This is a genomic window from Burkholderia sp. FERM BP-3421 (assembly GCF_028657905.1).
In the GTDB taxonomy this organism is placed as follows: Bacteria; Pseudomonadota; Gammaproteobacteria; order Burkholderiales; family Burkholderiaceae; genus Burkholderia.
In genome coordinates, this window is sequence record NZ_CP117781.1 from 513,197 (window position 1) to 539,888 (window position 26,692).

Annotated in this window: 21 protein-coding genes; 11 read left to right on the forward strand and 10 right to left on the reverse strand. The window is 71.0% G+C overall.

The window, feature by feature from the left end; translation table 11 throughout:
- The first annotated feature begins 26 nt into the window (after nt 1-26).
- Genes Bsp3421_RS05425 through Bsp3421_RS05445 form a run of 5 tightly spaced genes read left to right on the forward strand, consistent with a single transcriptional unit; the run spans nt 27 to nt 4,952 of the window.
- Nucleotides 27-1,325: a UxaA family hydrolase gene (locus tag Bsp3421_RS05425; RefSeq protein ID WP_273997301.1), complete on the forward strand. Its 1,299-nt coding sequence runs from the start codon at nt 27-29 to the stop codon at nt 1,323-1,325.
- Nucleotides 1,322-2,383, forward strand: a complete 1,062-nt coding sequence (locus Bsp3421_RS05430; protein ID WP_273997302.1) for an aldo/keto reductase — start codon at nt 1,322-1,324, stop codon at nt 2,381-2,383. The genes Bsp3421_RS05425 and Bsp3421_RS05430 overlap by 4 nt, the downstream gene beginning before the upstream one ends.
- A 2-nt stretch (nt 2,384-2,385) precedes the next feature.
- Complete coding sequence (locus Bsp3421_RS05435) at nt 2,386-3,261, forward strand: amidohydrolase family protein (RefSeq protein WP_273998293.1); 876 nt, start codon at nt 2,386-2,388, stop codon at nt 3,259-3,261.
- Between the two features lie 50 nt (nt 3,262-3,311).
- On the forward strand, nt 3,312-4,055 hold the full coding sequence (locus Bsp3421_RS05440; RefSeq protein ID WP_273997303.1) for an SDR family oxidoreductase: 744 nt from the start codon (nt 3,312-3,314) through the stop codon (nt 4,053-4,055).
- A 48-nt stretch (nt 4,056-4,103) separates the two neighbouring features.
- Complete coding sequence (locus tag Bsp3421_RS05445) at nt 4,104-4,952, forward strand: ureidoglycolate lyase (RefSeq protein ID WP_273997304.1); 849 nt, start codon at nt 4,104-4,106, stop codon at nt 4,950-4,952.
- 74 nt (nt 4,953-5,026) lie between these two features.
- Here Bsp3421_RS05445 and Bsp3421_RS05450 read toward each other — a convergent pair whose 3' ends face one another.
- Nucleotides 5,027-6,061, reverse strand: coding sequence for a chitinase (locus Bsp3421_RS05450; protein ID WP_273997305.1), 1,035 nt, complete (start codon nt 6,059-6,061; stop codon nt 5,027-5,029).
- Nucleotides 6,062-6,321: 260 nt separating this feature from the next.
- On the opposite strand from Bsp3421_RS05450, the gene Bsp3421_RS05455 reads away from it, so the two are divergent.
- Nucleotides 6,322-7,164 (forward strand): hypothetical protein, encoded by an 843-nt coding sequence (locus tag Bsp3421_RS05455; protein ID WP_273997306.1) that lies wholly within the window; start codon nt 6,322-6,324, stop codon nt 7,162-7,164.
- On the opposite strand, the gene Bsp3421_RS05460 is transcribed toward Bsp3421_RS05455, so the two are convergent.
- Nucleotides 7,143-8,438: an O-acetylhomoserine aminocarboxypropyltransferase/cysteine synthase family protein gene (locus tag Bsp3421_RS05460; protein ID WP_273997307.1), complete on the reverse strand. Its 1,296-nt coding sequence runs from the start codon at nt 8,436-8,438 to the stop codon at nt 7,143-7,145. The genes Bsp3421_RS05455 and Bsp3421_RS05460 overlap by 22 nt on opposite strands.
- Before the next feature lie 337 nt (nt 8,439-8,775).
- On the opposite strand from Bsp3421_RS05460, the gene Bsp3421_RS05465 reads away from it, so the two are divergent.
- Nucleotides 8,776-9,504, forward strand: a complete 729-nt coding sequence (locus Bsp3421_RS05465; RefSeq protein ID WP_273997308.1) for a hypothetical protein — start codon at nt 8,776-8,778, stop codon at nt 9,502-9,504.
- Between the two features lie 225 nt (nt 9,505-9,729).
- Here the strand turns inward: Bsp3421_RS05465 and Bsp3421_RS05470 are convergent, their stop codons facing one another.
- From Bsp3421_RS05470 to cobA, 6 genes are all read right to left on the reverse strand, one after another.
- Nucleotides 9,730-10,146, reverse strand: a complete 417-nt coding sequence (locus tag Bsp3421_RS05470; protein ID WP_273997309.1) for a hypothetical protein — start codon at nt 10,144-10,146, stop codon at nt 9,730-9,732.
- Nucleotides 10,147-10,157: 11 nt separating this feature from the next.
- A complete protein-coding gene (locus Bsp3421_RS05475) occupies nt 10,158-10,847 on the reverse strand; it encodes an MlaC/ttg2D family ABC transporter substrate-binding protein (protein WP_273997311.1) in 690 nt (229 codons plus the stop codon).
- A 195-nt stretch (nt 10,848-11,042) separates the two neighbouring features.
- On the reverse strand, nt 11,043-11,684 hold the full coding sequence (locus Bsp3421_RS05480) for a uracil-DNA glycosylase family protein (RefSeq protein WP_443111474.1): 642 nt from the start codon (nt 11,682-11,684) through the stop codon (nt 11,043-11,045).
- An 87-nt stretch (nt 11,685-11,771) separates the two neighbouring features.
- Complete coding sequence (locus Bsp3421_RS05485; protein ID WP_273997313.1) at nt 11,772-12,818, reverse strand: CmpA/NrtA family ABC transporter substrate-binding protein; 1,047 nt, start codon at nt 12,816-12,818, stop codon at nt 11,772-11,774.
- The gene (locus Bsp3421_RS05490) at nt 12,815-13,396 is read right to left on the reverse strand and encodes an ANTAR domain-containing response regulator (RefSeq protein ID WP_273997314.1); all 582 of its coding nucleotides are present in this window, start codon (nt 13,394-13,396) and stop codon (nt 12,815-12,817) included. The genes Bsp3421_RS05485 and Bsp3421_RS05490 overlap by 4 nt, the downstream gene beginning before the upstream one ends.
- 46 nt (nt 13,397-13,442) lie before the next feature.
- The gene (cobA, locus tag Bsp3421_RS05495) at nt 13,443-14,240 is read right to left on the reverse strand and encodes a uroporphyrinogen-III C-methyltransferase (protein WP_273997315.1); all 798 of its coding nucleotides are present in this window, start codon (nt 14,238-14,240) and stop codon (nt 13,443-13,445) included.
- 562 nt (nt 14,241-14,802) lie between these two features.
- On the opposite strand from cobA, the gene Bsp3421_RS05500 reads away from it, so the two are divergent.
- Genes Bsp3421_RS05500 through Bsp3421_RS05515 form a run of 4 tightly spaced genes read left to right on the forward strand, consistent with a single transcriptional unit; the run spans nt 14,803 to nt 23,283 of the window.
- Nucleotides 14,803-16,128 (forward strand): MFS transporter, encoded by a 1,326-nt coding sequence (locus Bsp3421_RS05500; protein WP_273997316.1) that lies wholly within the window; start codon nt 14,803-14,805, stop codon nt 16,126-16,128.
- A gap of 19 nt (nt 16,129-16,147) precedes the next feature.
- Nucleotides 16,148-18,682 (forward strand): nitrite reductase large subunit NirB, encoded by a 2,535-nt coding sequence (gene nirB, locus Bsp3421_RS05505; protein ID WP_273997317.1) that lies wholly within the window; start codon nt 16,148-16,150, stop codon nt 18,680-18,682.
- Between the two features lie 52 nt (nt 18,683-18,734).
- Nucleotides 18,735-19,076: a nitrite reductase small subunit NirD gene (nirD, locus tag Bsp3421_RS05510; RefSeq protein ID WP_273997318.1), complete on the forward strand. Its 342-nt coding sequence runs from the start codon at nt 18,735-18,737 to the stop codon at nt 19,074-19,076.
- 28 nt (nt 19,077-19,104) lie between these two features.
- Nucleotides 19,105-23,283 carry a molybdopterin-dependent oxidoreductase gene (locus Bsp3421_RS05515; RefSeq protein ID WP_273997319.1) on the forward strand — a complete coding sequence of 1,393 codons (4,179 nt, stop codon included), beginning with the start codon at nt 19,105-19,107 and terminating at the stop codon, nt 23,281-23,283.
- A gap of 21 nt (nt 23,284-23,304) precedes the next feature.
- Here the strand turns inward: Bsp3421_RS05515 and Bsp3421_RS05520 are convergent, their stop codons facing one another.
- Nucleotides 23,305-24,204 (reverse strand): LysR family transcriptional regulator, encoded by a 900-nt coding sequence (locus Bsp3421_RS05520; RefSeq protein WP_273997320.1) that lies wholly within the window; start codon nt 24,202-24,204, stop codon nt 23,305-23,307.
- A 389-nt stretch (nt 24,205-24,593) separates the two neighbouring features.
- Nucleotides 24,594-26,585, reverse strand: coding sequence for a propionate catabolism operon regulatory protein PrpR (prpR, locus tag Bsp3421_RS05525; protein WP_273997321.1), 1,992 nt, complete (start codon nt 26,583-26,585; stop codon nt 24,594-24,596).
- Nucleotides 26,586-26,692: the final 107 nt, after the last annotated feature.

Consider the following 26,692-nt stretch of genomic DNA (forward strand, 5'->3'; position numbering starts at 1 on the left):
GCCGCGCGCCCGAAGGAGGACGCATCATGACCATGGCAGCATCCATCGACGCCCAGCCCGGCGTCGCCGCCGCGATCCTGGCCGGCTATCCGCGCAGCGACGGGCGCAAGGGCATCCGCAATATCGTCGCGGTGGCCTATCTGGTCGAGTGCGCGCATCACGTCGCGCGGGAGATCGTCGCGAGCTTCCGCGCGCCGCCGCGCGCGACGGAGACGCCCGAATGCGCCGCGCCGCCCGTGCACCTGATCGGTTTTCCGGGCTGCTATCCGAACGCCTATGCGGAGAAGATGCTCGCGCGGCTCGCGACCCATCCGAACGTCGGCGCGGTGCTGTTCGTGTCGCTCGGCTGCGAGAGCATGAACAAGCACTATCTGGTCGACGCGGTGCGCGCGAGCGGCCGGCCGACCGCGGTGCTGACGATCCAGGAGGCGGGCGGCACGCTGGGCACGATCGACGCGGGCGTCGCCTGGGTGCGCGATGCGCGCGCGCGGCTCGCCGCGCAGCGCAAGGCGCCGATGACGCTCGACGAACTGGTGGTCGGCACCATCTGCGGCGGCTCGGACGGCACGAGCGGGATCACCGCGAACCCGGCCGTCGGCCGCGCGTTCGATCTGCTGATCGCGCAGGGCGCGACCTGCCTGTTCGAGGAGACGGGCGAGCTGGTCGGCTGCGAGCCGCACATGGCGCAGCGCGCCGCGCGTCCCGAGCTGGGGCGCGAGATCGTCGGGGCGGTGCGCAAGGCCGAGCGCTATTACGCCGCCCTCGGCCACGGCAGCTTCGCGGTCGGCAACGCCGACGGCGGCCTCACGACCCAGGAGGAGAAGTCGCTCGGCGCGTATGCGAAGAGCGGCGCGTCGCCGATCGTCGGCCTCGTGAAACCCGGCGACCTGCCGCCGACCTCGGGGCTGTATCTGCTCGACGTCGTGCCGGACGGCGAACCGCGCTTCGGCTTTCCGAATATCAGCGACAATGCCGAGATCGCCGAACTGATCGCGTGCGGCGCGCACGTGATCCTGTTCACGACGGGGCGCGGCTCGGTGGTGGGTTCGGCGCTCGCGCCGGTGATCAAGGTGTGTGCGAATCCCGCCACCTTCCGCAAGCTCGCGGGCGACATGGATATCGACGCGGGCCGCATCCTCGACGGGCGCGCGACGCTCGACGAAGTCGGCCGCGAGGTGTTCGCGAAGACGCTCGCGGTCGCGAGCGGCGGCGCATCGAAATCGGAAGCGCTCGGTCATCAGGAGTTCATCTTGACGTACAAGGCATTCGAACCGATCGGCCCGGCCTGCCTGCCTGCCGGCGTCTCGCGGGGGCCGCGCGCATGACGGCGGCGGATGCGCGGCCGTCGCCGCGCGCCTCGGCCGCGCTCGGCCCGCGCCGCCCGGTGGGCGCGTGCGGCCTGACGCTGACGGCGCTCGGCCTCGGCACCGCGCCGCTCGGCGGCCTGTACCGCGACCTGTCGGACGCCGACGCGCAGGCCACCGTCGACGCCGCCTGGCAGGCCGGCATCCGCTATTTCGATACCGCGCCGCACTACGGCCACACGCGCGCCGAGCATCGGCTCGGCGCCGCGCTGCGCGCGTATCCGCGCGCCGACTACGTGCTGTCGACCAAGGCGGGGCGTCGCTACGTGCCGCGCACGACGCCCTACGACGGCAGCGAGGGCTGGCGGCAGCCGCTGCCGTTCGAGGCGGTGTACGACTACAGCCATGACGGCATCCTGCGCGCGTTCGAGGACAGCCAGCAGCGGCTCGGCATGCCCGGGATCGACATCCTGCTCGTGCACGATATCGGCCGTCTCACGCATCGCGACCGGCACACGCACTACTGGGCGCAGCTGACGATGGGCGGCGGCTTTCGCGCGCTCGACGCGTTGCGCGCGTCGGGCGCGGTGAAGGCGGTCGGCCTGGGCGTGAACGAAAGCGCGGTGATTCTCGATGCGCTCGCCGAGTTCGACATCGACTGCGCGCTGCTCGCGGGCCGCTACACGCTGCTCGAACAGGGGCCGCTCGCCGACCTGCTGCCGGCCTGCGCGCAGCGCGGCGTGGCGCTCCTGCTCGGCGGCGCGTTCAATTCGGGCATTCTCGCGCGCGGCGTGAAGGGCGACCTCAAGTACGACTACGGCGCGGCGCCTGCCGCGGTGATCGAACGGGTCGCGCGGATCGAGACGGTGTGCGACGCCTACGGCGTGCCGCTCGCCGCCGCCGCGCTGCGCTTTCCGTATGCGCATCCGGCGGTCGCGACGGTGCTGACGGGCGCGGCGTCGGCGCACGAGGTGCGCGAGAACGTCGAGGCGTTCGCGACGCCGATCCCGCCCGCGTTCTGGGACGCGCTGCGCGACGCGGGGCTGCTCGATCCCGCCGCGCCGACGCCGCGCGCATGAGCATGAACGCGACGGCGCGCTCGATCGACGCGCACCAGCATTACTGGGACCCCGCGCGCGGCGACTACGGCTGGCTCACGCCCGCGCTCGCGCCGCTGTACCGGCCGTATGGGCCCGCCGACCTCGCGCCGCTTCGCGCGGCGGCCGGCGTGACCCGCACGGTCGCGGTGCAGGCCGCGCCGACGCTCGCTGAAACCCACCGGCTGCTCGCGCTGGCGCGCGCCGACGCATCGCTCGCGGGCGTGGTCGGCTGGGCGCCGCTGCGCGCGCCCGACGCGCCCGGCATCATCGCCGCGCTGGCTTGCGCGCCGTGCTTCAAGGGCGTGCGGCCGATGCTGCAGGATCGGCCGGACGACGCATGGATCGCCGATCCGGCGCTCGCGCCCGCGATCGACGCGCTGCTCGCGCACGACCTCGCGTTCGACGCGCTCGTGCAGCCGCGCCACCTCGCGCCGCTCGTCGTGTTCGCGCGGCGCTTTCCGCGCTTGCGGATCGTGGTCGACCACGGTGCGAAGCCGCCGATCCGCGCGGGGCGCGAGGCGTGGCAGCCGTGGGCGGACGGCATCGCGCAGCTCGCCGCGCTGCCCAACGTGTGGTGCAAACTATCGGGGCTCGCGACCGAGGCCGCGCCGGGCTGGTCGGACGCGACGCTCGCGCCCTACGTCGCGCATCTGGTGGCGTGCTTCGGCGCGACGCGGCTGATGTGGGGCAGCGACTGGCCGGTGCTGAACCTGAACGGCGATTACGCGGGCTGGCGCGCGAGCGCGTCGCGCCTGACCGACGCGCTGGGCGGCGCGGCGCAGGACGCGATCTTCGGCGGCAGCGCCGCGGCTTTCTATCGGCTGACAGCGGCCGAGGCGGACGCGCCCGCGCAGTGAATGCTCCAATACTCGTTATGTCGTTGCTGTCATTTCATCGGGAGTCGCAGATGGTAAAAAGACTGGCAGGCAAGCTCGCGCTCGTGACCGCCGCCGCGCAAGGCATCGGCCGCGCGACGGCGGAGCGGTTCGCGCACGAGGGCGCACGCGTGATCGCCACGGATCTGCGCATCGACGCGCTGCGCGATGCGCCGTTCGAGTCGCGTCCGCTCGACGTGCGCGACGGCGCGGCGATCGACGCGCTCGCGCGTGAGCTGGGCGCGCTCGACGTGCTGTTCAACTGCGCGGGCTTCGTGCACGCGGGCACGGTGCTCGAGGCGAGCGAGGCGGATTGGGATTACGCGTTCGACCTGAACGTGAAGTCGATGTATCGGACCATCCGCGCGTTCCTGCCGGCGATGCTGGAGCGCGGGCGCGGCTCGATCATCAACATGGCGTCGGCGGCGTCGAGCGTGAAGGGGGTGCCGAACCGATGCGCGTACGGCGCGTCGAAGGCGGCGGTGATCGGGCTCACGAAGGCGGTCGCGGCGGATTTCGTCACGCACGGGATCCGCTGCAATGCGATCTGCCCGGGCACGGTCGAATCGCCGTCGCTCGATGCGCGCATCGTCGAGCAGGCGCATGCTCAGCATGCGACCGTCGACGCGGTGCGCGCCGCGTTCGTCGCGCGCCAGCCGATGGGCCGCATCGGCACCGCCGACGAGATCGCGGCGCTCGCGCTGTATCTCGCGTCGGACGAATCCGCATTCACGACCGGGCACGCGCACGTGATCGACGGCGGCTGGTCCAACTGATGCCGGCGGCGGGGCCGCCGGCGCTGCAATCCCTGGAGGGAACACGTCATGAAGTTGCTGCGTTACGGCCCGGTGGGCCAGGAGAAGCCGGGCATCCTCGACGCGCAGGGCGCGCTTCGCGACCTGTCGGCGCGGGTGTCCGACATCGCGGGCGAGGCGCTGACCGACGCGGGCCTCGCGCGGCTGCGCGCGATCGATCCGGCGACGCTGCCGCGCGTGCCGGGCGAGCCGCGCATCGGGCCGTGCGTGGGCGCGATCGGCAAGTTCGTCTGCATCGGGCTGAACTACGCGGATCACGCGGCCGAGGCCGGGCTGCCGGTGCCGACCGAGCCCGTGGTGTTCGCGAAGTGGACGAGCGCCGTGTGCGGGCCGAACGACGGCATCGAGATTCCGAAGGGTTCGCTCAAGACCGACTGGGAAGTGGAGCTGGGCGTCGTGATCGGCAAGGCCTGCAAGGACGTCGACGAGGCGCATGCGCTTGAGCACGTGGCCGGCTATTGCGTGGTCAACGACGTGTCGGAGCGCGAGTGGCAGCTGGAGCGCGGCAGCCAGTGGGACAAGGGCAAGGGTTTCGACACCTTCGGGCCGATCGGGCCGTGGCTCGTCACGCGCGACGAGATCGCCGATCCGCAGCAGCTGGATCTGTGGCTCGACGTGGACGGGCATCGCTTCCAGAACGGCAATACCCGCACGATGGTGTTCACGGTCGCGCAACTGATCGCGTATCTGTCGCGCTGCATGAGCCTGCAGCCCGGCGACGTGATCTCGACCGGCACGCCGCCGGGCGTCGGGATGGGCGTGAAGCCCGCGCCGGTGTATCTGAAGGCGGGCCAGACGCTGCGTCTCGGGGTCGCCGGGCTGGGCGAGCAGTTCCAGCGCACGCGCGCGGCGCGGTAGAGGCCGGGCGGCCGCGCGGCATCGGCATGACGCAGCCGAGGCCGGGCGGCCGCTTGCGCCGTCGGGCGGGACGATCAGCGCGTCGCTTCCGCCGCCGCATGCTCGGCCGGCTTGCCGCCGCGCGTCAGGTAGCCGTAGCGGCGCGCGAATTCCCACTCGTAGCGGCGGCCGCTCGCATCGACGCCGTCATCCCAGCTGGCCGACCAGGTCATGAGCCCCCGGATCGGGTGGCCCGCCTTGTCCAGTCGCGCCAGTGCGCGGATCGCATGCTGCGCATCGATCACATAGCCCGTGGCGGCGGCGTTGGCGTTGCTCGGCAGGCCGATCGCGAATTTATCGGATGGAATCCGCGTGAAGTTGCGCGTACCGGTCACGAGGCTGTCGGTCAGGTAGTACAGGAAATCCTCTCGCGTCGCGTCGTTGCTGCACGCGAGCCAGCCGACGTTGTCGACCCAGACGCCGTCGCCCCCCTGGTTGTAGTATTGCGGCGCGATGAAGTCGTAATAGCCTTCGAGCGCCGTGATGTACGGCACGTAGCGGCCGCCGACGTTCAGATACGGAAATTCCGGCGCCATCGAGATGATGAAGTGCTGGCCTTCCTTGGCGTAGTGGTCCTTGACCGAGCGCAGCGCGGCCGGGATCACCGTCGCGTTGTCGGCGGAGGTGATCGCCGACTGTTCGAGATCGATGTCGAGCCCGTCGAAGCCGTAGGTCTCGACGAGGCGGATGATTTCGTACGCGAGCGCGTCTTCCTGTCCGGCGTGCAGTTCGACGTGCGCATCGGCGCCGCCGAGCGAGATCAGCACGGCGCGCCCCTGTGCGTTGAGCGCGCCGACCTGCGCACGGAACTCGGCGTCCGAGCCTGTGTAGGGCTTGAAGGTCGGCACGCCGCTGCCTTTCATGAAGGCGACCGCGATCACGTTATAGGCGTCGTCGATCCTGGTCAGCGCCATGTCGGCGAATGCGCCGCCCTGGTAGCCTTGGCCGGGGCTGCTCGCCCAGTTTTGCCAGTAGCCCACCAGGAGGTTCTTGCCGGCCAGGCTCGGCATCTGCGAGGCGTCGTCCGGGGTGAGGTTCTTGAGTTGGCGAAGTATTTGCGGATCCAGCATGGGAATCTCCTAGAGGTGCGCAACACCGTGAGTCAGTACGCGATCCGGCGGCTTCGCGCCGGCGCTGAAGGCCGCGCATCGCGCGGACGCAGTGCCCGCGGCATCCGGACAGCACGAATCGCCCGTCAATGGATTCGAATGCCGGGCGACGGGTTGGGAGTGGCTGTGTTCGTCCCGCCGAAGAGGACGCGGCGACGCCCGGGCTGTGACGCATGGGCGCGAATGCGTGTCGATGGGCGCGCGGCGGCGTGAGGGCCTGGTTGATCGAAACGGCAGTGCGGTTCCGGCCCGTCCAAACCAGTCTCGAGTCGTGCGGAACCGAACAATCGACCGCGGCGTTCACCGGGGCGCTACGCGGCCTTCGCCGATGCCTGGCCCGATGGCGAATTTGCGCAACCGATCGTTGCCCAATTGCCCCGGGGCATGACGTCAGCCGTCTCGATACCGTCAAGGCATTCGAGGCGTGTGCGTGGAGCACGCGGCAGGCCATCGAACCCGACAACGGCTCGTTTGGACATCAAGGCCGCTTTGCCGGTCAACCCAAGGACGACATGCACATGCCGATCGACATCATCATCGCAAGCGAAGCGGACCAGCCGCGGCTGAGAAACTGGCTGTCGGCCTACCTGCGCGAGCTTGGCGCGGACGAGGACTATCCGTACTTCGACGCCTACTGGCAGGCAGGCGAGCCGCGCTGGCCCTATCTCATCCGCGACGCGGGCGGACCGATCGGGTTCGCCTTCGTGCGCGCGCCGGGCGACGCAGGCGTGGATTTCTCGATGGCGGAGTTCTACATCGTGCGCGCGGCGCGGCGCGCGGGTTGCGGCGTATTGGCCGCGCTCGCGTTGTTTCGCGCGCATCCGGGGCGGTGGGAGATCGCCGTCATGCGCGACAACGCGCCCGCCCGGCGATTCTGGCCGAAGGCGATCGCGGTGGCGCGCGCGTCGGCGATCCGCGAAGTCGGGACGGCGGACGGCACGGCCTGTCTCTGGCGGATCGAATCGACGCCCGACGCGGATGCGCCGCCCATGAAACAAGGGGGCCGCGCGGCCCCCTCGTCATGCGTGATGCGCGCTGCGCGTCAGCGTGCCGCGAGCGCCTGATCCAGATCCGCGAGCAGGTCGTCGATATGCTCGATCCCGATCGACAGCCGAACCGTTTCCTCGCGCACGCCGGCCTTCGCGAGTTCGTCCGGCGACAGCTGCCGGTGCGTGGTCGACGCGGGGTGGGTCGCGAGCGATTTCGCGTCGCCGATGTTGACGAGCCGCGTGAACAGCTTCAGCGCATCCTGGAACGCCGCGCCGCCCGTGCGGCCGCCCTTCACGCCGAAGGTCAGGATGCCGGGGCCGCGACCCGACAGGTAGCGCTTCACGAGCGCGTGGTCGGGATGGTCGGGCAGCCCCGAGTAGTTGACCCATTCCACCTTCTCGTGCCGCGCGAGATGCTGCGCGACCTTCAGCGCGTTCTCGCTGATCCGGTCGAGGCGCAGCGCGAGCGTCTCGATGCCTTGCAGGATCTGGAACGCGTTGAACGGCGAGATCGCCGCGCCGGTGTTGCGCAGCGGCACGACGCGCGCGCGGCCGATGTACGCGGCCGGGCCGAACGCCTCGGTGTACACGACGCCGTGATAGCTGACGTCGGGCTGGTTGAGCCGCTTGAAGCGATCAGCGTGCTCGCTCCACGGGAACCTGCCGGAATCGACGATCGCGCCGCCGAGGCTCGTGCCGTGGCCGCCGAGATACTTGGTCAGCGAGTGCACGACGATGTCCGCGCCATGCTCGAACGGCCGCAGCAGGTAGGGCGAGGGCACCGTGTTGTCGACGATCAGCGGTATCCCGTGGCGATGCGCGATGTCCGCGAGCGCGGCGATGTCGGTGATGTTGCCGAGCGGATTGCCGACCGATTCCGCGAAGATCGCCTTGGTGCGCGCGTCGATCAGCGCCTCGAACGAGGCCGGGTCGCGCGGGTCCGCGAAGCGCGTGGTGATGCCGTACTGCGGCAGCGTATGCGCGAGCAGGTTGTAGGTGCCGCCGTACAGCGTGCTCGACGAGACGATGTTGTCGCCGGCCTCGGCGATCGTCAGGATCGAATAGGTGACGGCCGCCTGGCCCGAGGCGAGCGCGAGCGCGCCCACGCCGCCCTCGAGCGCGGCGACGCGCTGCTCGAGCACGTCCTGGGTCGGATTCATGATCCGCGAATAGATGTTGCCCTGCACCTTCAGGTCGAACAGGTCGGCGCCGTGCTGGGTGTCGTCGAACGCGAACGCGACGGTCTGGTAGATCGGCACGGCGACCGCGCGCGTGGTCGGGTCGGGACTGTAGCCGCCGTGGACGGCAATCGTTTCGAGGCGCCACTCGGGGGCGGTCGTGTCGGTCATCGCTGCGCTCCTGTCTCCGTGTTGGGGTCGACCGATTATAGGAGTGCGGCGCGAGGCGCCTTAGCTTGTTTGGTGACTAGCTTATGCCGCGTGCGCATGGATTTCGAGTCAACGTCGCTCTCTGTTTGCAACGATGCAACGATCGATGCGCGCGGACGCGGGCGAACCCGGATTCGGATCTATTGTCATCGGCGAAGCGCGGCGATATATATAGCCGATCCTGGTTGTTCGGCGGTCCGGAAACCGGGAAACGGACGGCGTGCACCGTCACGATACGAACCCGGCGGCGCGGCGCGCCGACCGGGCGCGGCGCGGAGACCTGAGGGACACGGAAATCATGGACGCATTTCCAGCGGAATTTGCCGACCTGCTGAACCGGCGCGGGCGCCGCCTGCTCGAACGCGGGCCCGACTCGCGGGCGGGCGGCCCCGCGCCGCGGCTCGATTTCTTCACCGACCTGATCGATCCCGCCGTCGCGGCGCGCTGCCATGCGCTGCTCGACACCCATCTGCGCCGCCACGTGAAGCCGCTGGTCAAGGCGATTCCATCCGACAGCATCTGGGGCATGACGCGCGACTACAGCGAGACGCTCGGCAAGGCGATGCGGCAGAAGACGATCTATTTCACGTCGGCGCGCACCGAGGCGTACCGGCAGGCGCAGCGGATCGGACTGATCGCGATGCTGCGCTCCGCGTCGCTCGCCGCGTTCGCCGAGGCGGCCACCGGGTTCCGGCTGGAGCGCGGCAACGGCGTGCAGGCCACGCTGTACGAACACGGCGACTACGTCGGGCCGCACAACGATCACCACCCGGAGGAGGCGCACCTGCGCGACGGCTATGTCGACGTGCACCTGTCGTTCGTCAACGCGTCGGTCGGATCGCAGCTGCTGATCTGCGAAAGCGCCGACGGTCATCTGAACGTGCCGTTCGATGCGACCTGCAACGGCAGCATCGCGGTGTACCGGCTGCCGTTCTGGCATCAGGCGACGCCGATGCAAGGCAAGCGGCGGCGCGAGCGCGACGCGCGGCGCTGGCTGCTGATGGCGTCGTATTGCGTGGAAGCGTGAGGGGCGGCCGGCCGTGTCGAGATCCGGCGCGCGCCGCGCCGATACCGTGGTGCCGGCCGCGCGCGCTCCTGCGTGGCACGCGGCCGCCCGCCCGGCCGGATCGCGCGGATGCCGGGCGTTTCCGGGCTGTCGCGCGCGTGTCGCGAGTGGATCGCCTGCACGCCGTCGAAACGTCGCGCGGGTGCGCGGGGAATCCGCCGTCTCGGGCGCCGAGCCTATCCGCGCTCAGGCCGCCGTGGTCAGCGCCGTCGCCAGCCGGTGCGAGGCGATCGCATGCGCCTCGTCGAGCGTCGCGACGACCCGATAGGGCACGCCCGACGCATGCATCGCCGCGCGGCAACGCGTGATCGCGGCGGCGCGCCGCGCCGCATTGAACTCCACGAAGATCCGCACCTTGCAGAGCGGTTGCAGCGCCTCCTGGCGCTGGCCCAGCCAACGCGCGCGCCGTTGGCGTTCGTCTTCGCCTTCGTCGAGCGGCGTGCCGTGATGGATCACCGCGAACGGCAGGGCCTGCGCGATCAGCAGATCCATCTCGGTTTCCCACTGCGGCGCGAAGCCGGGCGGGAGCGCATCCAGCCGCACGCTGACGAGCGGAAAGCGGCTGATGTCGTGCACCACGAAGGCGGCGGAATCGAGGGCCATCGTCGTGTCGCTCAGTGGGTGGGGGGCGAGGCGGGCCGCGCGTCGGCGAACGTCGCGTTCTTGGCCGACAACTGCGTGATCAGGCCGTCGATGCCGTCGCGCCGGATCGTCTCGCTGAACTGCTGCCGATACACCTGCACGAGCCACACGCCGAGCAGGTTCAGATCGTAGACGCGCCAGCCGGCCTGCGTGCGATACAGCCGATAGTCGATCTCGACGGGCTGGCCGTTGTACATCGCGATGGTGCGGACCACGCAGTCGTCGGCGGTCGCGCTCACGTTGGACGGCGGGTACTGGAATTGCAGGCTCGGCGTCAGGAGGCCGAGCGCGCCCGAGTAGGTGTGGACCAGCAGCTGCGTGAACTCGCGGATCAGCGCGGCCTGCTGCGCCGGTGCCGCCGTGCGCCAGTGCTGGCCCATCACGAGCCGCGTGGTGCGCGGCAGGTCGGTGTACGGCAGGATGTCGCGATTGACGATCTCCATGATCCGCGCGGTGTCGGTCGGATCGATCGCGCGCGCGGCGACCTCGCTCTGCACCTGGGTCGTGATCGTCTGGATCAGCGCGGCCGGCGCGGATTGATCGTCGATGCGCACGGCGGCCTGCGGATCGGCGGCGCGGGCCCCGACGCTCAGGGTCAGTCCGCCGAAAGCGACGAGCGCGACGAGCGCGTGGGCGAGGCGGTGGCGCGGGGTCGGTTTCATCGGCGTTCCGAGGGTCGGGTGGGGGGCGTGCACGCCGGCCGGCAGCGCGCGCTCAATACTTGCATTCATCAGTCGACGCATCGGTGTCCTGGGGGCCGTGGTTCCGGCGGGCCGGCCTGCCGGGACGGTGCAGCCTGCGCATGGCCGTGCGGCCGATTGTACGCGGATCCCGCCCCGGGCGTCGGCGGCGCGGCTTCAGCCGGTGATCAGCGTCACGACCCGCGCGCGCAGCGCCGGCACGACTTCGTCGGCGAACCACGGGTGACGCTTGAACCAGGCCTGGTTGCGCGGCGAAGGGTGAGGGAGGGGCAGGCATGCGGGGCCGAGGGTGGACCACGCGCGGACGGTGCCGGTGACCGACTTCGCCTGCTCGGGGGCGAGGAAATGGCGCTGGGCGTATTGGCCGATCAGGAGCGTCAGTTCGATCGCGGGCAGTTCGCGCAGGAGCCGCGCCATCCAGAGCGGCGCGCATTCGGGGCGCGGCGGCAGGTCGCCGCTTGGTCCGCGCCCCGGATAGCAGAAGCCCATCGGGACGAGCGCGAAGCGCGTTTCGTCGTAGAAGGTGTCCCGGTCGACGCCGAGCCAGCGGCGCAGCCGCTCGCCGCTCGCATCGTCCCACGGGACCCCGGACGCGTGCACGCGCGCCCCCGGCGCCTGGCCGACGATCAGGATCCGCGCGCGCGGATGCGCGCGCACCACGGGGCGCGGGCCGTGCGGCAGGGACGGCGCGCAGACGGTGCAGGCGCGGATCTCGGTGAGGAGGGCGGCGAGGGAGGCGGGGCTCAAACCGATGCGCTTCTCATGGGCTGATGGGCGGGAAGCGCCATTATCGGCCATGCGAGGGGCATGTGGCCCGGCAGCGCCGCCGTGCGAGCGGCGAGGCTCATTGCCGCGCCACACCGGATTCGCGGGAACCCGCCCCGCTCATGCCTCGACCCTCACTCCCGCTTGCGCGGCCGCCTCGTGATACAACGCGGTCTGCGCGACCCCCGCCGCGATCGCGGCGTCATCGCCCCCGCCCGCCAGCATCCCCCAGCGCCGATACTGCGCGAGGAACCAGCGCCCGTCCGCCGCGCGCGGCGGATTGACCGCGCCGCCGTCGAAGAACATCAGCGGCCGGGGCGGCCGCGCATACGGCCCCGGCCCCCAGTCGCCGAGCAGGCGCGGGGCGATGTGCTCGCGCGGCACGCCGATCACGCCCGGCTCCGCGAGCCAGTCCGCCGCCTCGCGCCGGTGCGCATCGTCGTCGAGCCAGCGGCATGCATCGAGCACGGTGCGGATCAATGCGCGCGCCGTGTTCGGATACAGCGCGACGAATTCGCGCCGGCACGCGAGCGCCTTCTCGGGATGATCGGGCCATACTTCGCTCGTCGCCGCGACGGTGCGGCCCGCGCCGTGCGCCTCGGCCACCGCGTTCCACGGCTCGCCCACGCAGAAGCCGTCGATCTCGCCGTCCGCGAGCGCGGCGGCCATGCCCGGCGGCGGAATCACGATGCTGCGGATCTCCTCCAGCGGCCGCACGCCGTGATCGGCGAGCCAGTGATACAGCCACATCGCATGGGTGCCGGTCGGGAAGGTCTGCGCGAACACCGGCTTGCGTCGCAGCGACGCGAGCGCGGCCGGCAGGCTGCCGCTCGCGCGATAGGCCGCGGCGAGCCGGTTCGACAGCGTGATCGCCTGCCCGTTGCGGTTCAGCACCATCAGCGCGGCCATTTCGGCGCGCGGTCCGCCGAGCCCCAACTGCACGCCGTAGATGAGCCCGTACAGCGCGTGCGCGGCGTCGAGTTCGCCGGACAGCAGCTTGTCGCGCACGGCCGCCCACGACGGCTGTCGGCACAGTTCGAGCGTGAGGCCGTGGCGCGCGCCGAGCGCGAGCTGCTCGGCGGCGACGAGCGGCGCGGCGTCGCTCAGCGCGACGAAGCCGACGCGGAGATGGGGTCGTTCGGGCGGCGCGAAAGTCGGGCGTGTCATGGTCGTGTGCGGGAGTCGTGAGTGTCGAGCAGCCGGCGGGCCGCGTCGACGATGCGGATGCCCTGGTCCATCGCGCTGCGGCGCAGGCACGCATAGGCCTCCTGTTCGGACAGCCGGCGGCGGTCCATCAGCGCGCGCTTCGCGCGATCGATCAGCTTGCGATCGGCCAGCTCGCGCTCGACTTCCGCGAGCCGTTGTCGCAGGTGCGCGTCGTGCGAGAAGCGCGCGAGCGCGACGTCGAGGATCGGCGCGAGCCGCGCGGCGGACAGGCCCTCCACGAGATACGCGCTGACCCCCGCGCCCACCGCCGAGCGGATCAGCTGCTGGTCGGCGTCGTGGCTGAACAGCAGCACCGGGCGCGGCGCGCGCGCATGCATCACGGCGAGCTGTTCGAGCGTGTCGCGCGACGGCGACTCGGTATCGATGATCACGACGTCGGGACGATCCTCCTCGATCGCGACGGCGAGCCGCGCGGGCGTCGCGACCTCGGGCAGCATCGCATAGCCGAGCCGCGCGAGCGCGTCGCGCAGGTCGCCGATCGGCTTGTCGGTGTCGGCGACGAGCAGCACGCTCAGCATGGCGACATCCGCCACGACCGGCCGGTCACGACGTGCGCCGCGCGCGTCATGCCGCGCACGGCACGCGGCCGGCGTCGCCGGTCGCGCAGGCGGGCTCGACGTGCGCGCCGGGCGCGTGCCGGACCTGCGCATCCGCTTCCCGCGCGCACGCGGCGAGCGCCGCGCCGACCAGGATCACCGCCGGACTGCCGAGCGCGGCCGCATCGGCGAGCTGCGCGAGCGCGCCGCGCCAGCATTGTTCGCCGGGCTGGCCGACGCCATGCGCGACCGCCGCCGGCGTGGCCGCGGGCAGCACGTCGAGCAGCGCATCGCGAATCCGCGCGAGGCGGCTCATGCCCATGTAGATCGCGAGCGTCGTGCCGCTCGCGGCGAGCCGCGCCCAGTCGGGCTCGCCGTCGTCGTGCCGGTGCGCGGTCACGAAGGTCACGCCCGCGCAATGGTCGCGATGCGTGAGCGAGACGCCGAGCGCCGCCGCCGCCGCGAAGCCCGACGAGATGCCGTTGACGATCGCGACCGGGATCCGCGCGGCGCGCAGCGCGGCCAGTTCCTCGCCCGCCCGGCCGAACAGCAGCGGATCGCCGCCTTTCACGCGCACCACGTGCGCGCCTTGCCGCGCGTAGCGGCGCATCAGCCGTTCGATGAAGGCCTGCGGCGTGGAGCGGCAGCCGCCGCGCTTGCCGACGCGGATCACGCGCGCGCGCGGCGCGAGCGCCGCCACGGCGGGATCGACGAGATCGTCGAGCAGCACCACGTCGGCGCTCGCGAGCGCGCGCGCCGCTTGCAGCGTCAGCAGGTCGGGGTGGCCGGGGCCCGCGCCCAGCAGGGTGACTTGACCGGTCGTCATGATTCGATGCTCCAGTGCCGCAGGCAGGCGGCGCGTGACGCGGCGCGCCGCTGCGCCGACGAAAAACGGCATCCGCCGCGCCGGGGCGCGAGGGGACGCCGTTGTCCTGTGACCCGGGGGCTGCCCGGGCGAACCGTCTGTACTCCGCACCGACGTCGTTGCCGATGACATGCGAGGTTCAGCAATATCCGGGCCATCACGGCCCGACGGCGCGCCTGGCCGCGCCGCGACGTGGATCGCCGACCGCGCGCCGATCTCGCCGCACGCGCGCGGTGCTGCGACGCACCAGCGCTGTGCGCCGCTGCGTCATCGCGTATCGCGCGGCCGTGCGCCCAGGCGGCGCGCCGCCGGCGGCCCGGGCCCGCCGGTCAAGGCCGACGAGCCGATGCGCGCAATCTGGCATATACCTTGCGTTGCAGCGAACGGACGAGTCAACGTCGATTCGTCCGGTATCCGGAATTTCGATCGGCCCGGCAACGGGCTTTTCCTGGGCAACGGCGTCCTTCGCACCTGGTCATCCGACCGGGTTCGCAGGACGCCGTTTTTGTTTGGTGGAAACGACATGCTCGACAAGGCAACCCGCATCGATCTGTTCAGCCTGCGCAGCGTCCCGATGCGCGCGTTTCATCTGACCTGGCTGGCTTTCTTCATCTGCTTCTTCGCGTGGTTCGCATGCGCGCCGCTGATGCCGGTGATCGCGCGCGAGTTCGCGCTGACCCCGGACCAGATCGCCAACATCAACATCGCGGCGGTCGCGGCGACCATCGCCGTGCGGCTGCTCGTCGGTCCGCTCTGCGATCGCTACGGGCCGCGCCGCGTGTACACCGGCCTGCTGGCGATCGGCGCGCTGCCGGTGATCGCGGTCGCGTTCAGCCACGACTACACGAGCTTCCTGCTGTGCCGGCTCGGCATCGGCGCGGTCGGCGCGAGCTTCGTGATCACGCAGTACCACACCTCGGTGATGTTCGCGCCGAACGTCGTCGGCACCGCGAACGCGACCACCGCGGGCTGGGGCAATGCCGGCGCGGGCGCGGCGCAGGCGCTGGTGCCGCTGCTGTTCGCGGCCGCGCTGCTGCCGGGCTTCGGCGCGTCGTTCGCCTGGCGCTCGGCGCTGATCGTGCCGGGCCTCGCGATGCTCGGCATGGCGTGGCTCTACTGGCGCCATGCGCAGGACGGCCCGCAGGGCGACTTCGCGACGCTGCGCGCGCAGGGCGTCGCGATCGACAGCGGCAAGAAAGGTGGCTGGGCGAGCTTCACGTCCGCCTGCCGGAATTATCGCGTCTGGATGCTGTGCGTCACATACGGTGCGTGTTTCGGCGTCGAGGTGTTCATGCACAACATCGCGGCCCTCTACTATGTCAACCACTTCCACCTGTCGCTGCGCGACGCCGGGCTCGCGGCCGGAATGTTCGGCCTGCTCGCGCTGTTCGCGCGCGCGTTCGGCGGCTGGCTGTCGGATCGCACGGCCGCGCGCTTCGGCCTCGAGGTGCGCGCGCCGCTGCTCGCCGTGCTGATCGTCGGCGAAGGGCTCGGCCTGCTCGCCTTCGCGCACGCGGGCGGCGTCGCGCAAGCGCTCGCCGCGATGCTCGTGTTCGGCCTGTTCACGCACATGGCCTGCGGCGCGACCTATGCGCTCGTGCCGTTCGTCGACCGGCGCGCGCTCGGCGGGGTGGCAGGCATCGTCGGCGCGGGCGGCAACGCGGGCGCGGTCGCCGCCGGGTTCCTGCTCAAGGGCCTCGGCGACGTGCAGCAGACGCTCACGCTGCTCGGCATCTGCGTGAGCGTCACGGCGCTGTGCGCGCTCGTGGTGCGCTTCAGCGCCGAGCACCGGGCGCGCGAGGCCGAACTGCATGCGCACGCGTTGGCCGTCGGCGCCGGCTCCCGATAACCCATTGAGGAGAGGCACCATGAAGATCGTTGTCATCGGCCACGGGATGGTCGGCCACAAGCTGCTCGAATGTCTCGCGGCGTCGCCGGTCGACGCGCAGCAGATCACCATCGTCGGCGAGGAATCGCGTCCCGCCTACGACCGCGTCCACCTGTCCGAGTTTTTCGCGGGACGCGGCGCGGAGACGTTGTCGCTCGTCGCCCCCGGCTTCTTCGCGCGCGACGACATGCGTCTGCTGCTCGACACGCGCGCCTGCGCGATCGATCGCGCCGCGCGCACGGTCGCGCTGTCGGACGGCGCGACGCTGGAATACGATCAGCTGGTGCTCGCGACCGGCTCCGCGCCGTTCGTGCCGCCGGTGCCGGGCCATGATCGCCCGGGCTGCTTCGTCTATCGCACCCTCGACGATCTCGACGCCTTGCGCGCGTACGCGGCGCATGCGCGCAGCGGCGCGGTGGTGGGCGGCGGGCTGCTCGGGCTCGAATGCGCGAAGGCGTTGCGCGATCTCGGGCTCGACACGCACGTGGTGGAATTCGCGCCGCGCCTGATGGCCGCGCAGCTCGACGACGAAGGCGCGCGCATGCTGCGCGGGCGCATCGAGGCGCTCGGCGTGCACGTGCACACGGGCCGCGACACGCGCGCGATCATCGACGGCGAGACCGCCGCGCATCGCATGGCTTTCGCGGACGATACCCATCTCGACGTCGACCTGATCGTGTTCTCGGCCGGGATCCGGCCGCGCGACGAGCTGGCGCGTGCGTGCGGGCTCGCGCTCGGCGGGCGCGGCGGCGTCGCGATCGACGGGCGCTGCCGCACGAGCGACGAGGCGATCCACGCGATCGGCGAATGCGCGGCGTGGCAGGACCAGGTGTTCGGGCTCGTCGCGCCCGGCTACGAGATGGCGCGCGTGGCCGCGAAGCAGTTGCGCGGCGAAGCAGCCGCGTTCGCCGGCGCGGATCTGAGCACGAAGCTGAAGCTGCTCGGCGTCGACGTCGCGAGCATCGGCGACGCGCAGGGCCGCACGCCGGGCAGCCGCGCCTACCGTTATGGCGACGAGCGCGCGCAGGTCTACAAGAAGCTCGTGGTGTCGGCATGCGGCAGCCGCCTGCTCGGCGCGATGCTGGTCGGCGACGCCGCCGACTACGGCACGCTGCAGCAGATGATGCTGAACGGGATGCCGCTGCCCGACGCGCCGGAAGCGCTGATTCTGCCCGCGCACGACGGCGCGGCGCCGCTCGCGATCGGCGCGGGCGCGCTGCCCGACGCCGCGCAGATCTGCTCGTGCAACAGCGTGACGGCCGCGCAGATCCGCGCGGCGGTCGGCGAGGGCGCGACCAGCATCGGCGCGCTCAAGCGCTGCACGGGCGCGGGCGCGTCATGCGGCGGCTGCGTGCCGCTCGTCACGCAGGTGATGAACGCGACGCTGGAACAGCAGGGGCTCACCGTCGATCGTCACCTGTGCGAGCACTTTCCGTATTCGCGCCAGGCGCTGTACCACCTCGTGCGCGTCGAGGGCATCCGCACCTTCGGCGCGCTGCTCGGCAAGCACGGCCAGGGTCTCGGCTGCGAGATCTGCAAGCCGGCAGTCGCGGGCATTCTCGCGTCGTGCTGGAACGAGTTCGTGCTGAAGGAGGAGCATGCGGGCCTGCAGGACTCGAACGACTACTACCTCGCGAATCTGCAGCGCGACGGCAGCTATTCGGTCGTGCCGCGCATGCCGGGCGGCGAGGTCACGCCGGACGGCCTGATCGCGGTCGGCCGCATCGCGAAGCGCTACGGGCTCTATACGAAGATCACGGGCGGCCAGCGCATCGACCTGTTCGGCGCGCGCGTCGAGCAACTGCCGCCGATCTGGGAGGAACTGATCTCGGCTGGCTTCGAATCGGGGCACGCGTACGGCAAGGCGCTGCGGACCGTGAAGTCGTGCGTCGGCTCGACCTGGTGCCGCTACGGCGTGGGCGATGCGGTCGGGCTCGCGATCGCGCTGGAGAACCGCTACAAGGGGCTGCGCGCGCCGCACAAGCTCAAGTTCGGCGTGTCGGGCTGCACGCGCGAGTGCGCCGAGGCGCAGGCCAAGGACGTCGGCGTGATCGCGACCGAGCGCGGCTGGAACCTGTACGTGTGCGGCAACGGCGGCATGAAGCCGCGCCATGCGGAACTGCTGGCCACGGATCTCGACCGCGACACGCTGGTGCGCTACATCGACCGCTTCCTGATGTTCTACGTGCGCACCGCCGACCGGCTGCAACGCACGAGCGTCTGGCGCGACAACCTCGAAGGCGGGCTCGACTACCTGAAGGGCGTGGTGGTGCGCGACAGCCTCGGCATCGCGGCCGAGCTGGAAGCGGAGATGGGGCGCGTGGTCGACACCTATGCGTGCGAGTGGCAGCGCGCGGTGTCCGATCCGGCGGTGCGTCGGCGCTTCCGTCACTTCGTCAACAGCGACGCGGCCGATCCGACCATCGCGTTCGTGCCGGAGCGCGGCCAGATCCGGCCGGCGGCGCCGGACGAGCGCGAGGCGCCGCGCGAACTCGCCGTCGACGAGACCGCCTGAGGGCCGGCTCGATCTCGCCTCATTTCTATTTCGACCAGACAAGGAGCCTCTCATGAACGACGACCGTATTTCCCCCACGTGGATCGAAGTGTGCCCGCTCGACGAGATCGTGCCCGACACCGGCGTGTGCGCGCTCGTCAACGGCGAGCAGGTGGCGGTGTTCCGGATCGGCGCGGACCGCGTGTACGCGATCGACAACCTCGATCCCGCCTCGCATGCGGCGGTGCTGTCGCGCGGCTTGATCGGCAGCGTCGGCGCGCGCGTGGTGGTCGCGTCGCCGCTCTACAAGCAGCATTTCGATCTCGCCACGGGCGAGTGCCTGGAGACGCCGGAGCAATCGGTGCGCGCGTATCCGTCGCGGGTCGCGGACGGCGTCGTGTGGATCGCGTCGTGACCGGCGACGCACCGGACCGGGAACGGCGATGACGCGCCACAGCGTGAAGACCGCGTGCCCATATTGCGGCGTGGGCTGCGGGATGGTGCTGCAGGTCGAGGACGGCGAAGTGGTCAAGGTGTCCGGCGATGCCGCGCACCCGGCCAACGCCGGCCGGCTGTGCACCAAGGGCCTGTCCGCGCATCTCGCGCTGCGCCGCTCGGGGCGGCTCGAACGCGCGTTCGCGCGCGCGGCGCGCGACCGGGACCCCGCGCCGCTGCCGCTCGATCGCGCGCTCGCCGACACCGGGCGGCGGCTGCGCGCGATCCTCGACGAGCACGGCCCCGACGCGCTCGCGTTCTACGTGTCGGGGCAGATGTCGATCGAGGCGCAGTACCTCGTCAACAAGCTCGCGAAGGGCTATGTGCGCACCAACCAGATCGAGTCGAACTCGCGCCTGTGCATGGCGAGCGCGAGCAGCGGCTACAAGCTGTCGCTCGGCGCGGACGGGCCGCCCGGCTCGTACGAGGATTTCGAGCGCGCCGATCTGTTCCTCGTGATCGGCTCGAACATGGCGGACTGCCATCCGATCCTGTACCTGCGCATGATGGCGCGCGTGAAGGCGGGCGCGAAGCTGATCGTGGTCGATCCGCGCCGCACCGCGACCGCCGAGCACGCGGACCTCTTCCTGCAACTGCGGCCCGGCAGCGATCTCGCGCTGCTCAACGGGCTGCTGCACCTGCTGCACCGGGACGGCGCGACCGACGCGGCCTTCATCGGGGCCTTCACGCAAGGCTGGGACGCGATGCCGGCGTTCCTCGACGACTACCCGCCGGAGCGGGTCGCGGCGCTGACCGGGATCGCGGAGGCGGACCTGCGGCGCGCGGCCGCATGGCTCGCGGCGGCGCCCGAATGGATGAGCTGCTGGACCATGGGCGTGAACCAGAGCACGCACGGCACCTGGACCAGCAATGCGATCTGCAACCTGCATCTCGCGACCGGCCGCATCTGCCGTCCGGGCAGCGGCCCGTTTTCGCTGACCGGGCAGCCCAACGCGATGGGCGGGCGCGAGATGGGTTATCTCGGCGGCGGCCTGCCGGGCCAGCGCTCGGTGCAGGATGCGGCGGACCGCCGCTTCATCGAGGACGCATGGGGCCTGCCCGAGGACACGTTGCGCGCCGAGCCGGGGCCGGGCGCGGTCGAGTTGTTCGCGCGCATGGCGGCGGGCGCGATCAAGGCGTGCTGGATCATCTGCACGAACCCGGTCGCGACCGTGCCGAACCGGCGCAGCGTGATCGCGGGGCTCCAGGCCGCCGAGCTGGTGGTCGCGCAGGATGCGTTCCTCGACACCGAGACCAACCGCTACGCGGACATCCTGCTGCCCGGCGCGCTGTGGGCCGAGGCGGATGGCGTGATGATCAACTCGGAGCGCAACCTGACGCTGACGCGGCAGGCGATCGCGCCGCCGGGCGAGGCGCTGCCGGACTGGCTGATCATCGCGCGCATCGCGTCCGCGATGGGCTTCGCGGACGCGTTCGACTACGCGTCGGCCGAAGCGGTGTTCGAGGAGATCACGCGCTTGTCGAATCCCGCGACGGGCTACGACCTGCGCGGCGCGAGCCATGCGCGGCTGCGCGACGGACCATTGCAATGGCCGTGTCCGCCCGACGACGCGCGCGACCGCCATCCGCTGCGCTACCTGAACGACGGCGTGAGCCAGACGCTGCGGATCGACGCCGACGGACAGCGTCCGAGACTCGCGTTTCCGACTCCGGACGGCCGCGCGCGTTTCTTCGCGCGGCCGCACGTCGAGCCCGCGGAACGGCCGGACGCCGCGTTTCCGTTCGTGCTGAACACGGGGCGCGTGCAGCATCAGTGGCACACGATGACCAAGACCGGGAAGATCCCGATGCTCAACAAATTGAATCCCGAACCGTTCGTCGAGATCCATCCGGACGATGCGGCCACGCTCGGCATCCAGGCGCGCGACAGCGTCGAGATCCGTTCGCGGCGCGGCCGCGCGGTGCTGCCCGCGATCGTGAGCGAGCGGGTGCAGGCGGGCAGCTGCTTCGCGCCGATGCACTGGAACGACGTGTTCGGCGACGCGCTGTGCATCAACGCGGTGACGAGCGACGCGGTCGATGCGGTGTCGCTGCAGCCGGAGCTGAAGTGTTGCGCGGTCGCGCTGGCGCGGGTCGCGCGCGCGCCGGAAGGCGACGAGGCGGACGCCGGCGCACCGGAGGCGTCCGCGACGGCGGAGCAGGCGCATGCCGACGCCGATCCGGCGCTGGCCGCGCTCGATACCTTCGCGACGCTGCTCGGCGTGCGCGACGCGCTGAGCGCACCGCCGCTCGACGACGACGAACGGCGTTATGTGGCGGGTTTCGTCAGTGGCCTGCGCACGGCCGAGGGGCGGCGCGCGGCGGGCGTGCCGGTGTTGCCGGCGAGCGCGCCGCTGTCGGCCGACCGGCGTTTGTGGATCGACGGGCTGCTGGCCGGCCTGTTCAGCCGCGCGCCGGCGGGCGGCGCGGCCGATGCGCGCGCGCCGGACGCCGCGAGCCGGGCCGGCGACGGCGCCCGGACCTTGCGGACGCGCCCGAAGGTGGTGCTGCTGTGGGCGTCGCAGACCGGCAACGTGGAATCGTTGACGGAACGCTACGCGACCCGCCTGATGGAATCCGGCTTCGAGATTCGCACCGCCTGCATGGCGGACTGCGCGCCGGCGACGCTGGCGGGCGCGCAATACGCGCTGCTGATGACGAGCACGTTCGGCGACGGCGATCCGCCCGACAACGGCCAGCCGTTCTGGCGCGCGCTGCGGGCCGACGCGGCGGCGCGGCTCGACGGCCTGCGCTACGCGGTGCTCGCTTTCGGCGACCGCAACTACGAGCAGTTCTGCGGCCACGGCCGCGCGCTCGATGCGCGGCTTGCCGCGCTCGGCGCGACGCCGCTGTGCGCGCGCGTCGATTGCGACGCCGACTACCAGCCCGCGGCCGACGCATGGCTCGACGCGGTGATCGCGCGGATCAAGGCGTCGGGCGGCGACGCGCGCGCGACGTCGGCCGCCGCCGCGCCGCCGACCAAGGCGCGGCCGGCCGCCGCGCGTCTCGTCGCGAACCGGCGGCTGAACGCGGCGGGCGCGACCGGTGTGTCAGGTGTGTCAGGTGTGTCAGGCGCGGCGAAGGACACGCGCTTCCTCGCGCTGGCGACCGCTGAAACCGGCCTCGATTACGAAGCGGGCGATGCGCTCGGCGTCTGGCCGAGCAATTGCCCGGCGCTGGTCGACGAACTGCTGGCGCTCGCGGGCGTGCGCGCGGACGCGCCGGTGGAGGTGCCGGGCGTCGGCGCGCTGCGCGTGGCCGATGCGCTGGCATGCCACTACGACATCACGCGGCCGCATCCCGACGGCCTGGCGTCGCTCGCGGCGCGCGGCGGCCATGCGGCGCTGGACGCCTTGCTGTCGGACGCGCACAAGGCCGACCTGAAGCGCTGGCTGTGGGGCCGGCAGTTCGCCGACGTGCTCCACGCGTTTCCGACGGCGCTGGCCGCGGACGAACTGATCGGCATGCTCAAGCGCATGCAGCCGCGCCTGTATTCGATCGCGTCGAGCCCGGCCGCGCACGCGGGCGAGGTGCACCTGACCGTCTCGGCGCTGCGCTACCGCAACGGCGAGCGCGATCGCAAGGGCGTCGCCTCGACCTTTCTCGCGGATCGCGCCGATGTAGCGACGGTTCCGGTGTTCGTGCAGAAATCCGCGCATTTCCGCCTGCCCGCGCGCGGCGATGCGCCGGTCGTGATGATCGGCCCGGGCACGGGCGTCGCGCCGTTCCGCGCCTTCCTGCACGAGCGTCGCGCGCGCGGCGCGAGCGGGCGCAACTGGCTGTTCTTCGGCGAGCGGCACGAGGCGACGGATTTCTACTATCGCGACGAGCTGACCGCGATGCGCGACGACGGCTTCCTGACCCGTCTCGACCTCGCGTTCTCGCGCGACCGGCGCGACAAGGTCTACGTGCAGGACCGCATGCGCGAGCAGGGCGCGGCGTTGTGGGCCTGGCTGGAGGAGGGGGCACATGTCTACGTGTGCGGCGATGCGGCGCGCATGGCGAAGGATGTCGATGCGACCCTGCGCGAAGTGGTCGCGGTGCACGGCGGCCTGGCCGACGAGGCCGCGCACGCCTACGTCGACGGACTTGCGCGGTCGCGCCGCTACCTGCGCGACGTGTACTGACCGGCGCGATACCGTTCGGGGTCAGCCAGGGTCGTGGCGTCTGAAGTGTTCGATCACGTGGTCGATGAAGAGCCGCGTCTTGCGCGGGAAATGCCGCCGGCTCGGGTAGGCGATGTTCATCTCCAGCTCCGGGATGCTGAAGCTTTCGAGCACCGGGATCAGCTGGCCGGCGCGCAGGTCGTCCTGGATCAGGAAGTCCGGCAGGATCGCGATGCCCATGTCGTTCAGCGCGAGCTGGCGGATCAGCCCGAGATTGTTCGACGAGGCGCTTTTCTGCGGATGCACGGTGATGCTCGCCTCGTCGTCGTCGAACGACAGCACGTCGCCCACGTAGTCCGACTGGAACAACAGGCACGAATGGAGTTCCAGCTCGCTCGGATGGCGCGGGCAGCCGTGCTTCTCCAGGTAGGCGGGGGTGGAGCACGCGACCATGTCGAGCCGGGTCAGCATGCGCTTGATGGTGTTCGCGCCGCTGATTCGTTGCGTGAGCATCAGTCCGACGTCGAAGCCTTCCGAGACCAGGTCGACGTGCCGGTCGACGATGGTGATTTCCGGGATCACCTTGGGATGCAGGTGCTTGAACGAACCGATCACCGGCGCGAGCAGGTGCATGCCGAACATGACGGGCGCGACGATCCTCAATGAACCGATCGGTTCGTGGTTGAGCGAGGCCAGCACGGCCTCTGCGTTATCGATGTCCTCGATCACCCCGCGCATCTGCTTCAGATAAAGCTGTCCCGATTCCGTCAGCGACAGGCTGCGCGTGGTGCGGTTCAGCAGACGGGTGCCGAGCCGGTTCTCCAGGCTCATGATGAGTCGCGTGGCGGTCGGATTCGAGACGTTCAGGTCCGCCGCGGCCCGGGCGAAGCTTTGCAGGTCGGCAACCTTGATGAAGAGGCGGATCGATAACAGTTCGTCCATTTTCTTTTTTAAATTAAATGATTTAGGTGTTCTAAAATGTATCAGTTGTATGCATGTTATTTCCACGCGAGGTTGGGAAATAATATCTTTTGCGAGTCGGAATAATTATCTTTAAATATTTTTAATTCTATGTGGTTTTAAAGGGCCGCTAATTTATGTAGAAATTCTGAATGATTAAGTGTGCGCGACAGGGCGCGCGCGTCGCACCGGAATGGGGCGCGGGCGTCGGGCGGGAGCGGTGGGGGCGTGGGGCAAGGCATGCGCGGCAGACGCGCATGCCGCAAGCATGGGCGCGTGACACGCTAACGACACTGCCCGCGCGTTTGCGCGGGCAATGTCGCTTGAATCGCGTGCGCGACGGCTTCGTCGTGGTTGCGGTATCGCGCGCGTCAGCGCGGTTTATCGCCGTGCGTGTCCGATACGGTATCGGATGCCGCGAGTTTGCGCCATAACGTCGTCTTGCTGATGCCGAGTTGCGCACAGGCGCGCTCGCGGTCGCCGTCGCAGGCGTCGAGCACGGCGCGGATTTCGGCCGCCTCGACGTGGCGGCGGCGTTGCCGCAGCGTCGCCGGCGATGCCGGGCCGCCAGGCTCGGTAGGCGGGGCGTCGAACACCTCGGGCGCGATCGCGCGCAGCGCGGCCGGGTTCAGCGCGGCGACGGGCGCGCCTGATTCGGGCGCGTCGGCCAGCTCCACGGCGATCCGCTCGATCACGTTCTGCAGTTCGCGCACATTGCCGGGCCAGCCATAGCGCATCAAGGTCGCATGCGTGTCGGCGAGCAGGCGCGCCGCGTCGTGCGCGTCGCGCACGTGCTCCGCGAGCCGCGCCTCGCGCTTCGCGGCGCGCGCGAGCAGATCGGCCGCGAGCGCGGGGATGTCGGTGGGGCGCTCGCGCAGCGGCGGCAGGCCGATGTTCAGGATGTTGAGCCGGTAGTACAGGTCGGCGCGGAACGTGCCGGCCTCGACGGCCGCGCGCAGCGGGCAATGAGTGGCGGCGACCACGCGCACGTCGATGCGGATCGGCTCGGTCGATCCGAGCCGCACCACCTCGCGCTCCTGCAGCACGCGCAGCAGGCGGCTTTGCAGCGACGGCGGCATCTCGGCGATTTCATCGAGGAACAGGGTGCCGCGATGCGCGGCCTCGAACAGGCCCGCCTTGCCGCCGCGCCGCGCGCCGGTGAACGCGCCTTCCTCGTAGCCGAACAGCTCGCTTTCGAGCAGCGCCTCGGGAAACGCGCCGCAGTTCACCGCGACGAACGGGAACTTGCGCCGCACGCTCAACGCATGCAGGCTCTGCGCGATCATTTCCTTGCCCGTGCCGCTCTCGCCGAGGATCAGCACCGTCGCATCGGATTTCGCATAGCGACGCGCGAGCTCGCGCACGCGCGCCATCGGCGCGGATGCGCCGATCACATCGTCGAGCCGGTAGCGCGCGGTGAACTGCTGCGCGCGCTGTTGCGAGCGCAACGTCCGGTCGAGGCGCTCGACCGCGCGCGATTCCTGGAACGTCAGCACGCTGCCCGCCGCGCCGCCGCTCGCGGCGAGCGGGCCGCGATGCACGACGTAGCGCACGCCCCGCACGGTCGCGAGCGTATCGCCCTCGTCGTCGCGCAGCGTGCGCAGCTCGGGCGTGAGATCGAGCAGCGCGCGGCCGACCGCCGCCGTCGCGTCGAGCCCGAGCGCATCGGCGAGCCGCGCGTTGATCGCCTCGACGCGGCCCTGCGCATCGAGCGCGACCACGCCGTCGCGCAGGTGCTGCAACAGGTTGTCGAGCCGCTGGCGGCGCAATGCCTCGCCGTGGGTGGCGTGCGCGACTTCCAGGGCGGTGTCGACGGCCGCGCGCACCGAGGCGTGCGAGTACAGGAACACGGCGCCCATCCCGGCGGCGGCGGCCAGCTCGGTGACGAGGCCCGGCCCGACGATCGTCTCGACGCCGCGCGCCTGCAGTTCGCGCACCCGCGCCTCGGCCTCCTGCGCGGTCTGGTAGGACGCGAACGTGATGTCGAGGCCATACGCGGCCATGAAGCTGCGGATCTCGGCCGGCGTCTCGCCGTAGCTGACGAGCGCGACCCGGCCCGCGTCGCGGCGCGCGCGGGCGAGCGCGTGCATCACGTCGAACCCGGTCGGATTGACCAGCACCACCGGCACCCGCACGCGCGTCTTCAGGTAGGTGCCGTTCGAGCCGGCCGCGACGATCGCGTCGGGGCGGTCGCGGCCCGCGGTCGCGAGCGCGGTGATCGCCTCCTCGTAGCCGCGCGCGACGATGCGCAGCTCCGCGCGCTCGTCGTATTCGTCGGCGATGTCGCGGAACAGCGCGCGCAGCTGGCTGATGCCGACCGCCCAGATGCGGGGTCGGATAAGGGACTCGGTGGGCAGGTTCATCGACGGCCGGATGGACGGGAGGAGGTCGCCATTATCGCGCACGAATTGCAGAACTGGAATCTGGAATGTCGAAAGTGAAATGAAATGAAATGTGCGATCAAGGTGGA